The organism is Mesoplasma entomophilum, from assembly GCF_002804125.1.
Classification (GTDB): domain Bacteria; phylum Bacillota_I; class Bacilli_A; order Mycoplasmatales; family Mycoplasmataceae; genus Mesoplasma; species Mesoplasma entomophilum.
The window spans coordinates 600,963-612,893 of the sequence record NZ_CP024966.1 but is presented as its reverse complement, the minus strand read 5'-3'; the positions used below and the strand labels follow the sequence as shown (position 1 = coordinate 612,893).

The following is an 11,931-nucleotide window of genomic DNA, read 5'->3' as shown; positions in this document are numbered from 1 at the left end:
TATATGTCCAAAGTAAGTATAAAAAAGCATAAAAAATCTAGATCAAAATTAGGTACTAAAATATTTAAAAGAGTTAATTTACGATTTAAACTTTTTTATAAACTTTTAGAAACAACAATGGGTCAAACAAATAAAAACAAATATTATTATCCTGAATTAAGACGTATGAATAAAATTATGCGTAAATTTTATAAAACTCCTCAATTACAATTAAAAGCTACAGATAATTTAATTCCTTTTAATTTTGAAACTGAAGATGGCGTTATTATTTCAGGAATGAAGTACATTACTGATCCAAATTCTAAAAAATGAGTTGTATCATTACATTGATTTGCTGGCCACAAATATTGAGCATTATTTGAAGCTAGACCATTTATTGAATTAGGTTATAACATTTTGGTTTTTGATTTTAGAAATCATGGTGAGTCTGAAAGTACTGACTTTGTCACAATGGGAGCTAGTGAAGTTAAAGACTTTAGAGCTGCAATGAAATGATTACATGAAAACCATAAACCAGATACAATAGGTTTAATGGGTATGAGTATGGGTGGATTTACAATGCAATATGGTATTGTAAAATACAATGAGGAATTCTCTAAATATAATATTAAATGGGCAATTTCAGATTCTTACTACGGAAGTATTAAAACACTTTTAGTTCATACAAGAAATGTTTGATTAAAAAATCTTGTAAGTTATAAAAAAGTTGGTAAATCTATTAATAGAATTATTAAAAATCAAATTCAGGATACTGATTTAGATTGAAATGATTTGGATGTTTTTAAATACTATGAATCAGATTTGAAAATGATTTTTCCAATGTTTTTAATGCATTGTAGAAATGATAATGTAACTCCATTTGATGATTCAATGAGACTGTTTGTTAAAAGATCAGTTCATTCGAGAGACGATGAAATTTTAATATATGATTACTCTTCTCATTGTTTATCATTAAAACATCATTATTACCAAACAGTATATCGTTGATTAATGTTTGAAAACAAAATAATGAAAAACGATGAAGCAACAGAAAGAGCTTTAAAAAGCTTAGGTATTAATTCAGAAATTATTGATAACAACTTCTTAGAAAAATATGAAGTTAATACCTTCTATGTAAATTCAACAAAAAATAAGAAAAAGGGAAAATAAATAAATGAAATTAACTAATATTAAATTAATTGCAACAGATTTAGACGGAACTATTTTAGAACATGGAAAGATATCAAATAAATTTGATTTAGAAATGTTAAAAAAAGTTTCTGAACAAGGTGTTCATGTAGCGGTAGTTACAGGGCAAGGATGATCAAGTGGATCAGTTAGAGCTAAAATGTTTGATGTAGATAAGCATTCAGATGTTTCAATTTTTTCAAATGGTTCTGTTATTTCACAAGTATCATCATTTGAACCAACTTATTGTGAAACAATTGATATTGAGTTAGTTAAAGAATTTATGAAAAAAATGTTTGAATTAAACATTCCAACATTAGCATATACAAAAGTACCAGCTCACGCTTATTGAAATAAACTTGATATTAATGTCAAGTCTTTGAAAGAAAGAAACTGAGTTGATAAATATGATATAGAAGCAGTTGATGTTCAAACATTTGAAAATTATCAAGATGTAATTCAATTTATGATATTTGTTGAGGAACAAGAAGAAGCCGCTATGCTTGAATGATTTGAAGCAACTAATAAATCCACAGTCTTGAATAAAATGAGAAGTAATGTAGAGTCAACACCAATTTATGAGTTTATAAATGTAAACGCAAGTAAAGGTAATGGTGTATTAAAATTAGCGGAGTTATTAAATGTTAAGCTAGATGAAATTTTAATTTTTGGAGATAACATGAATGACATTAGTATGTTTGAAGTTGTTCCAAATTCAGTTGCAATGGGTAATTCAGTACCTGCAATTAAAAAAATAGCTAAATATGAAACTGATACTAACCTAAACGGTGGTGTTGGTAAATTTATAGAAAAATATGTATTAAAAGGAGAATAATATGGACATTAAATTTTTATATGGTAACCATGAAACTTTAAAAGAACAAAAAGTAACAATCATTGGTAGAGTTAGATCAAATCGACAAGGTAAAGCAGTTAGCTTTATGGTTTTAAATGACGGAACAGTTTTAAATGACTTACAAGTTGTTTATAAACCAGAAACAATTGGTTTTGAAGAAGGCACTAAAGCTAGAGTTAGTTCAATTGTTGAAATTGAAGGTATTCTAATCCCAACTCCAACAAGACCACAACCATTTGAAATTAATGCGACATCAGTTGTTTTATTAGATCAAGCTGTTGAAGATTATCCGCTACAAAAAAAAGAACATTCTCCTGAATTTTTAAGAGAAATTTCGCATTTAAGAGCAAGAACAAAAACTTTCCAAGCAATTTTTAGAATTCGTTCAACAGCTGCTTTTGCAATTCACAAATTCTTTCAAGAAAATAATTATGTTTATGTAACTACACCAATCATTACATCAAATGATGCTGAAGGTGCAGGAGAACAATTTGTTGTAACTGTTAATGAAGATAAGGATTATGCAAATGATTTCTTTGGTAAGAAAGCTAGTTTAACTGTTTCAGGGCAATTAAACGGTGAATCATTTGCTCAAGCATTTAAAAACATTTATACATTTGGTCCTACTTTTAGAGCTGAAAACTCACATACAACAAAACATGCTTCAGAATTCTGAATGATTGAACCAGAAGTGGCATTTGCTGATATTAACGACAATATTCAATTAATGCAAGATATGTTAAAAAGTGTTGTTGGCTATGTTTTAGAAAAAAATATGACTGAATTAGAATTCTTACAAGAGCAATTAGAACCAGGGTTAATTGATAAAATTACTGGTATAGTAAATGCAGAATTCAAAGTTAATACGTATGAAGAAGTTTTAGAAACTTTACAGAAAGCTATTGAAAATGGTCACAAATTTGAAGAAAACAACATTCAATTCGGACTAGACTTAGGTACAGAACATGAAAGATTTATTTGTGAAGAAGTAAATAAATGTCCAACATTTGTTATTAACTATCCAAAAGATATAAAATCATTCTATATGAAACAAAATGATGATGGTAAAACAGTTGCTGCTGTGGATTTACTTGTTCCTGGAATTGGTGAATTATGTGGTGGAAGTGAACGTGAAGCCAACTTAGATAAAATTCTTGAAAGATGTAAATTCTATGGCATTAATCCTGAAGAATTAGACTGATATATAGGATTAAGAAAATATGGATTTTACAAATCAGCTGGATTTGGTTTAGGATTTGAAAGATTAATTATGTACATAACAGGTGCTTCAAATATCAGAGATGTTATTCCATTCCCAAGAACACCAAAAACATTATTATACTAATTTAACAATAATTCAAAAAATGCCATTAGGCATTTTTATTTTGAATATTAAGTTTGGTATAATAAATAAAGATTAAAACTGGAGGTATGCATATGGCATTTGGAGATTTTTTAACTAAACGAATGAAAAAATCAATGGAGAAAAATATCAAAAAATCTACATTGACTGAAGAAAATATTCAAGAAACACTTCGTGAAATACGATTAGCTTTATTAGAAGCTGACGTTAACGTTGAAGTTGTAAAAGAATTAATTAGTAAAATAAAAGAAAAAACAGTAGGTGAATACATTCAAGAAGGTGTTACATCACACCAACAAATGTTGAAAATAGTTCATGAAGAATTAATTAATATTTTAGGAACTGAAAAAGCACCTTTAAACCTTTCTAAAAAGCCTTCTGTTATTATGATGGTTGGTTTACAAGGTTCAGGGAAAACTACTTCATCATCTAAATTAGCACATTTTTTAGCTAAAAAAGAAGCTAAGAAACCTTTATTGGTAGGGTTAGATATCTACAGACCAGGGGCTATTGATCAATTAGTTGAATTAGGTAATAAAAATAATATTCCAGTTTTTGAACAAGGAAAACAATCACCATTAAAAACAGCAAAACAAGCATTAGAATTTGCTGAAAAGAATGGGCATGATGTTGTTATTTTAGATACTGCTGGACGTTTACAAATTGATAAAGAATTAATGAATGAATTAAATGACTTAAGAAAACTAACATCACCAAATGAAACTTTATTAGTTGTTGATGGAATGATTGGTCAAGAAATCATTAATGTAACTAATGAATTTAACAATCAATTAAAATTAACTGGAGTTATTGTAACTAAATTAGATGGAGATGCTCGTGGGGGAGCTACACTATCAATTAGATACATGACTAAATTACCAATTAAATTTATTGGTGAAGGAGAGGGTGTTTCTGCACTTGCTCCATTCTATCCAAAAAGAATGGCTGATAGAATTCTTGGAATGGGTGATATTGAAACTCTTTTTGAAAAAGTTGTTGATAATATTGATGAACGTTCAATGCAAAAAACCATGAAACGTATGTTTATGGGTCAATTTGATTTGGAAGATTTAAGAAATCAATTAGTTCAAGTATCAAAAATGGGGAACATTGGTGGAATCATGAAAATGATGCCAGGTGCTAAAATTTCAGAAAATCAAATAACTGATGCACAAAGAAAATTAGTTGTATTTTCAATTTTAATGGATTCAATGACATTAAAAGAAAGAAGAGAACCTAAATTATTAAAATCATTAACTAGAAAAAATAGAATTATTAGTGGATCAGGGCGTACTGAAAAAGAATTAAATGAATTAATTAACTCATTTGAAAAAGGTAAAAAACAAGTTCTTGAAATGGCTAAAATGATGAAAAGTGGACGTATGCCAGGAATGCCTGGAATGGGTAAAGGAGGATTTGGTTTTTAATCAAATCGTCTAATGAATATTAAAATAATTTGTTTTGGTAAATTAGATAAAAAATTCTTTATTGATTCATTTAATGAATACGCAAACAGAATTTCCAAATATGCTAATTTACAAGTTATTGAACTTAAAGAAGAATACCAAAAAGAAGATATTGTGAATAAAAACATTAATTCTGATTTATTATTAGAAAAATTAAAAGTATTTTCTGATCATGAAATAATTTGTATGGACGTTAGTTCCAAAAATTATTCAACAGAAGAATTTACATCAATCATTGAAAACAATAAGAATTTAAAACAAGCAAAAATTGCATTTATTATAGGGCCAAGTGATGGTTATAGTGATAAATTTTTAGCACAAAATTTTAAAAAAGTTTCTTTTGGAAACATTACATTACCCCACCAGTTATTTAGAGTTATATTGGCAGAACAAATATATCGTGCCTTTAAAATAATGAATAATGAAAAATATCATAAATAATTTTTTGAATATGTTGCACTTAATTGTTATAATAATTAAGTGCATTAATGGGTTAATACTCAAGTTGGTGAAGAGGACACCCTGCTAAGGTGTTAGGTCGGTTTCCGGCGCAAGAGTTCGAGTCTCTTTTAACCCGCCAGTAAAAATAATGAAGCTACCTTAATAGGTGGCTTTTTTATATCAAAAATTGTTAAAAAATTATATAATATTATATAGTCTGGGGTGGTATAGTGAAATCAAATAAAAAATGATTTAAAGATCAATTTAAAGGTAAATTATTATTTTGAAGAGCTGACAAAGACGATATTTTAAATGAAAATGAATTAGATAACTTTTTTAAGTCATTATTCGTTAATGCTGGTTCTGAAAAAGAAATAGTTTTAGACTTAATTAAAAAAAGAGGAATCAAAAGTTTTTTATTTTATACTGACGTTAGAAACATCGGATATATTTTAAAAAATGGAATACAACCAACCCAAGAAATAGTTTTAAATAAAGATGAAAATTATCATGTATGAGGTTATCATCAAAAACAAGACTCAAGTAACTTAGACTTTGATATTTCATCAAGAGCTCATTTTTGAAAATGATCACGTGATGCAGCAATTGATACTAGCAAGTTTTGTGTTATTGGAATAGACCCAGAAAAATTAGCAAAAACGACAACAAAGGATTGAATTTTTGATAGATCATTTGGAATGATTAATATTATTGAAACAATACACTTTGATACAATCAAATGAATTTTAATAAGAGATGAACAATATTATAATTATGCTAATAACATTATTAAAGAATTAGGATTAGAAATAAAATTATATTTAAGTCATGATGGCTTAGTAAAAGTAGGAGAGTAGAAAATGAAACAATTAGATAAAATAACACCAAGAGATGTGGATTTCTCACAATGATATACAGATACAGTATTAAATGCTAAATTAGCTAGTTATGGACCAGTTAAGGGGACAATTATATTTAGACCTTATGGATATGCAATTTGAGAATTAATGCAAAAAAATTTAGATGCAAAATTTAAAGAACTTGGAGTAGAAAATGTTTACTTTCCATTATTAATTCCTCAATCATTATTTCAAAAAGAAAAAGATCACATTGAAGGATTTTCTCCTGAAATTGCAACTGTTACAAGAGTTGGAGATACTCCATTAGCTGAACCATTATTTATTAGACCTACTAGTGAAGTATTAATGGCTAACTTCTTTAAAAATGAAGTTAAATCATACCGTGACTTACCTTTAATTTTTAATCAATGAACTAATGTAATGCGTTGAGAAAAAACAACTAGACCATTTTTAAGAACAAGTGAATTCTTATGACAAGAAGGACATACAGTTCACTCAGATAGAACTGAAGCTTCTGATTTAACTTTAAAAATCTTAGATACATATACTGAGTTTGCTCAAAATGCGTTGTTATTACCAGTTATTCCTGGTAAAAAAACTGAGAAAGAAAAATTTGCAGGAGCTGATTCAACATATACTATTGAATCATTAATGCATGATGGACAAGCATTACAATGTGGAACTTCTCATTACTTTGCAGATAACTTCTCAAAACCTTATGAAATTAAATTTCAAAATAAAGAAGGAAAACTTGAACATGCTTACTCAACAAGTTGAGGAGTTTCAACAAGATTAATAGGAGCTATCATTATGACTCACTCTGATGATAATGGATTAGTACTTCCTTCAATGGTTTCACCAGTTCAAGTTAGGTTAATTCAAATTAAAGAAACTGATGAAGTAATTAAAGTAACTGAAGAGATTAGAAACTTATTAAAAAACAAATACCGTGTTGATATTGATAAAACTGATAAATCATTTGGATTTAAAATTAGTGAAGCTGAAATCAAAGGTATTCCTTTAAGAATTGAAGTAGGACCAAGAGACTTAGAAAATAATCAAGTAACTATTTCAAGAAGAGATACAAGAGAAAAAATTCAAGTTAATTTAAATGAAGTTGAAACAATTGTTGATCAAATGATTAAAGACTATGATGCTAATTTATATGCCAAAGCATTGAAAAACCGTGAAGATAGAACTTCAAAAGCTAGTTCAATCGAAGAATATAAAAATATTTTAGGTCAAAATCAAGGATTTGTTTTAGTTCCGTTCTGTGGAGAAATTGCATGTGAAGAGGATGTTAAAAAACAAACTTCAACTAACTCACGTTGTATTCCATTTGAACAAGATAATAAAACTGAAAAATGTTTTAATTGTAATAAGGAAACAACTTTAAAAGTTTACTTTGCTAGAGCTTATTAATTTAATAAAAGAAAAAGGAGGTTTATATATGAAATATTACGCTGTTAAAAAGGGAAGAAACATTGGTGTTTATACTACTTGAGATGAATGCAAAGCTCAAGTTGAAGGATTCAATAATGCAGTTTATAAATCTTTTTCAAGTAAAGCTGATGCTGAAGCTTTCATAACTGGTGTTGTTTCAAAACCTAAACCTGCTAAAAATAAAGTTAAAATTGATGAAAATGTAGCTGTTGCATATAGTGATGGTAGTTTTATAAAAGCAAACAACACTTATTCATATGGTGCTGTTGTAATGTGAAAAAATAAAGAGTTTCACTTTTCTAAAAGATATCGTGATGATGAATTAAAATCAATGTGAAATGTAAGTGGAGAATTACAAGGCGCTAAAAGAGTTATGTTATTTGCATATGCTAATAACATTCCAAAGTTGTATTTATATCATGATTATGAGGGTATTGCCAAATGAGCTAATCATGAATGAAAAGCAAAATCTGATGAAGGCATTGAATATATTAAATATGTTGATCAAATCAGAACTAAAGTTGAAATAGAATTTATTTGAGTTAAAGGTCATAGCAATGATTATTACAACGACTTAGCTGATCAATTAGCAGCTAAAGCAACATTTGAAGAATACGTTAAGGAGGTTTAGAAGATGAGAAAATTTCAATTACAAATGATTGATGGAAAAGAATTAATTAATTTTGAATGAAAAACATCTGAAAAACCAATTGCTGTTATTCAAGTAGTGCCAAACTTTGATGAACATATGGGAATGTATGATGACTTTGCTAAATTAATGAGAAAACATAACATTTTAGTTGTTGGTACTGATTTAAGAGGCATTGGAGAAAGTAGAGATGAATCTGATGGTTCAAATATTTTCTTTGATAAAAAACAAGGGTGAAGTAAATTAGTTGAAGATGTTAAAAATATTAATACTTGAATTAAAAGATATCATTGAGACTTACCAATTTTTATGCTTGGTCAAGGGCTAGGTGGTAATTTAGCAAGAGCTTTTTCAATTAAATATTCAGAAGAAATTGCTGGATTAATTTTAATGAATACTCGTGATTATAATTATTTTATTTCAAATTTATTTTTAAAGTACATGAATTTAAATCAAGTAATTTTTAATGTAAGAAATGATGCAAAATTCCTTAATAACATTAGAGAGAAAAGAATTAATAAAAGGCATAATCCATTATTGAAATTTGATAATCAGTGATTATCAAGTGATTGAAAATATGTTCAAAAGTATAATAATGATCCTTTATGTAATTTAAAACTAAGTTTTTCAGCTTTTAAAGATATTGCTGTTGGAAATAAATTCATTTCAAAAAATTCAAACAATGAATTTATAACAAAAGACCTACCAATCTTAATTCAAAGTGGTGGATTAGATAACTATACAAAAATGGGAAAAGATTCGCAAAAATTATTTTATAGATTTACTAAGTTAGGTTTAGATACAGACTTTAAAATCTATCAAAATCTTAAAAATAAATTATTAGAAGAAGAATTAAATGAAGTAGTAATTGATGATATTTTAAAATTTATAGAAAAATATAGAGATAACTATTAAATAGTAAGAAAGAGATAACATGGATAAATCAAAAATTAGAAATTTTAGTATTATTGCTCATATTGATCACGGGAAGTCAACATTGGCGGACCGTATTTTAGAGTTAACTAATACTGTAACTAAGCGAGAAATGCAAGAACAATTGCTAGACTCAATGGATATTGAAAGAGAACGTGGAATTACAATTAAATTGAACTCTGTTCAATTATATTACAAGGCAAAAGACGGACAAGAATACACTTTCCATTTAATTGATACTCCAGGTCATGTTGACTTTGCTTATGAAGTATCAAGAAGTCTTGCAGCTTGTGAAGGAGCTATACTTGTTGTTGATGCAACACAAGGTATTGAAGCTCAAACACTTGCAAATGTTTATTTAGCAATTGAAAATAATTTAGAAATAATCCCTGTTATTAACAAAGTTGATTTACCAAGTGCTGATGCAGATAGAGTAAAAGAAGAAATCGAAAATACAATTGGAATTGATTGCAGTGATGCACCATTAATTAGTGCTAAAACTGGACTAAATGTTGAAGAAGTTTTAGAAGCTATTGTTAATAAAATCCCTGCTCCATATGATGCTGATGATGAAAAACCTTTAAGAGCTTTAATCTTTGACAGCTACTATGATAAATACTTAGGTGTTGTTATGTCAATTAGAGTAAGAGAAGGTTCAATCAAAGTTGGTGATAGAATCAAACTTATGGCAAATGGAAGTAGTTATGAAGTAACTGAATTGGGAGTAAAAAACCCTAAAATAGTCAAAAAAGATCAATTAAGTGCAGGAGAAGTAGGATGAGTAGCAGCTTCAATTAAAACTATTAAAGACATTAACGTTGGGGATACTATAACAACTGTTACAAATCCAGCATTACATGCTTTAGATGGTTATAAAAAACTTAAACCAATGGTTTATTGTGGAATTTATCCAATTGATACAAACCAATATCAAGATTTTAAAGATGCTTTAGAAAAAATGGAATTATCAGATTCATCTTTAGTATATGAACCTGAAACTTCACAAGCGCTAGGATTTGGTTTTAGAGTTGGATTCTTAGGGCTATTACACATGGAAGTTGTGCAAGAAAGATTGGAAAGAGAATATAATCTAAATCTAATTGCAACAGCACCATCTGTTATTTATAAGATTCATTTAACTGATGGATCAATGATTGAAATTGATAACCCCGCTAAATTGCCTGATCCACAAAAAATCAAGTTTATGGAAGAACCATTTGTCAATGTAAAAATTATGACACCAAAAGAATCAGTTGGTGATTTAATGAGTTTATGTCAAAACAAATTAGGGGCTTATAAAGATTTACAAGTTGTTGATGATAACCGTATGATGTTAGTTTATGATATGCCTTTAGCTGAAATTATTTTTGATTTCTTTAACAAATTAAAATCTATTTCAAAAGGTTATGCATCATTTGAATATGAAATGATTGGTTACCAAGAATCTCAATTAGTTAAAATGGATATTTTATTAAATGGAGATATGGTTGATGCATTTTCAATGATTGTTAATAAACATTTTGCTTATCAAAGAGGTGCTGCTTTAACTAAAAAACTTAAAGAATTAATTCCACGTCAAAACTTTGAAGTTCCAGTTCAAGCAACAATTGGAAATAAAGTTTTAGCGCGTGAAACAATTAAAGCATATCGTAAAGACGTTACTTGAAAGCTACATGCAGCTGATAAATCAAGACGTAAAAAACTTCTTAATAAACAAAAAGAAGGTAAAAAGAAAATGAAAGAAATCGGAAGTGTAGAAGTACCACAAGAAGCATTCATTGCAGTTTTAAAACTTGATGATTAGAAAGGGTTTATAACATGACAAAATTCAAATATGAAGATTGACTAATGCAGTTTATTAATGATGATTGATATATTCAAATAAATACATCAGAAAATAATATTATTTTTGATGAGGTTGTACAATTACATGAAAAATGATTAGACTCTTTAAATTATCATAATTTTATTAAAGAAAATCAAGAAGCAATTGCTATTGATAACTTACCAGGTTTCTTAGAAAATGAAGAAATTTGTAAAACTAATGAATATATTAAATCCTTCATTAGTGGGGTATTTCATTTAAGAATTGATGGCCTTTATAATATAGTTTCAGACTATGTAAATGCATTTAATGAAATAGATGAAAATTCATTTAATGCTGTTGATGAGAGCGGAATTGATGTTGCTATAAATAAAGCATTTTTAGAACTTACAGAAAAATACTATGAAGAATTAATTACAATGGTTAGAAACACAGAAGTTCCTGATGAATTCAAATATTGTTGAAGAGATTTAGTTGAGTTAGTAAAGAGATTTAGTAAATATGAATCAAGAGAAGATAAGCTAGATGTAGCTTATCAGCTACTAGATTATCTAACATCAACAATTGATGGTTTTGATGATTTATCAATTGATTTAACCGATGAAATGATTGAAAGTTCAAATGCATTTATTGCACTATTAATTAAATATGAAATTATTTTTGACCGCTTGATTTTATTAAAAGAACATATTGAATATAAGTTTGTAGAAACAAAGGGATTACCTGAAAACTTTTACAGAATGAATATAATAGATCGATATAAAGAAATTGAAGCATTTAAAATAATGAATGAAGAAGAGTAAAAATTTAAATAAAACAGGTGAATCCTTAAAAGATTTATCTGTTTTTTAATTATTTTTACCCCGCTTAAACAAAAAAAACAATACAATGTAACTTATAGGGTTTTTTTAGCCATAAGTTTATTTAA

At 27.7% G+C, this 11,931-nt stretch carries 11 protein-coding genes and 1 tRNA gene; all 12 read left to right on the top strand.

The window, feature by feature from the left end:
* The first annotated feature begins 3 nt into the window (after nt 1–3).
* The 12 genes from MENTO_RS02715 (at nt 4) to MENTO_RS02660 (ending at nt 11,806) form a co-directional block, all read left to right on the top strand.
* The gene (locus MENTO_RS02715; protein ID WP_099651332.1) at nt 4–1,149 is read left to right on the top strand and encodes an alpha/beta hydrolase family protein; all 1,146 of its coding nucleotides are present in this window, start codon (nt 4–6) and stop codon (nt 1,147–1,149) included.
* A gap of 4 nt (nt 1,150–1,153) precedes the next feature.
* The gene (locus MENTO_RS02710; protein ID WP_099651331.1) at nt 1,154–2,002 is read left to right on the top strand and encodes an HAD family hydrolase; all 849 of its coding nucleotides are present in this window, start codon (nt 1,154–1,156) and stop codon (nt 2,000–2,002) included.
* 1 nt (nt 2,003) lies between these two features.
* The gene (gene asnS / locus MENTO_RS02705; protein WP_099651330.1) at nt 2,004–3,368 is read left to right on the top strand and encodes an asparagine--tRNA ligase; all 1,365 of its coding nucleotides are present in this window, start codon (nt 2,004–2,006) and stop codon (nt 3,366–3,368) included.
* Nucleotides 3,369–3,460: 92 nt separating this feature from the next.
* Nucleotides 3,461–4,813: a signal recognition particle protein gene (ffh, locus tag MENTO_RS02700; protein ID WP_099651329.1), complete on the top strand. Its 1,353-nt coding sequence runs from the start codon at nt 3,461–3,463 to the stop codon at nt 4,811–4,813.
* Between the two features lie 12 nt (nt 4,814–4,825).
* Nucleotides 4,826–5,293 (top strand): 23S rRNA (pseudouridine(1915)-N(3))-methyltransferase RlmH, encoded by a 468-nt coding sequence (locus MENTO_RS02695; RefSeq protein ID WP_099651328.1) that lies wholly within the window; start codon nt 4,826–4,828, stop codon nt 5,291–5,293.
* 49 nt (nt 5,294–5,342) lie between these two features.
* A tRNA-Ser gene (locus MENTO_RS02690) sits at nt 5,343–5,432 on the top strand.
* A gap of 91 nt (nt 5,433–5,523) precedes the next feature.
* A complete protein-coding gene (locus tag MENTO_RS02685; protein WP_099651327.1) occupies nt 5,524–6,150 on the top strand; it encodes a hypothetical protein in 627 nt (208 codons plus the stop codon).
* A gap of 3 nt (nt 6,151–6,153) precedes the next feature.
* Nucleotides 6,154–7,575: a proline--tRNA ligase gene (gene proS, locus MENTO_RS02680; protein WP_099651326.1), complete on the top strand. Its 1,422-nt coding sequence runs from the start codon at nt 6,154–6,156 to the stop codon at nt 7,573–7,575.
* Between the two features lie 28 nt (nt 7,576–7,603).
* Entirely contained in the window at nt 7,604–8,227 is a 624-nt protein-coding gene (locus MENTO_RS02675; protein ID WP_099651325.1) for a ribonuclease H1 domain-containing protein, read from the top strand.
* Between the two features lie 3 nt (nt 8,228–8,230).
* On the top strand, nt 8,231–9,160 hold the full coding sequence (locus MENTO_RS02670) for an alpha/beta fold hydrolase (RefSeq protein ID WP_099651324.1): 930 nt from the start codon (nt 8,231–8,233) through the stop codon (nt 9,158–9,160).
* Nucleotides 9,161–9,179: 19 nt separating this feature from the next.
* A complete protein-coding gene (gene lepA / locus MENTO_RS02665; protein ID WP_099651323.1) occupies nt 9,180–10,982 on the top strand; it encodes a translation elongation factor 4 in 1,803 nt (600 codons plus the stop codon).
* 14 nt (nt 10,983–10,996) lie between these two features.
* Nucleotides 10,997–11,806: a hypothetical protein gene (locus MENTO_RS02660; RefSeq protein ID WP_099651322.1), complete on the top strand. Its 810-nt coding sequence runs from the start codon at nt 10,997–10,999 to the stop codon at nt 11,804–11,806.
* Nucleotides 11,807–11,931: the final 125 nt, after the last annotated feature.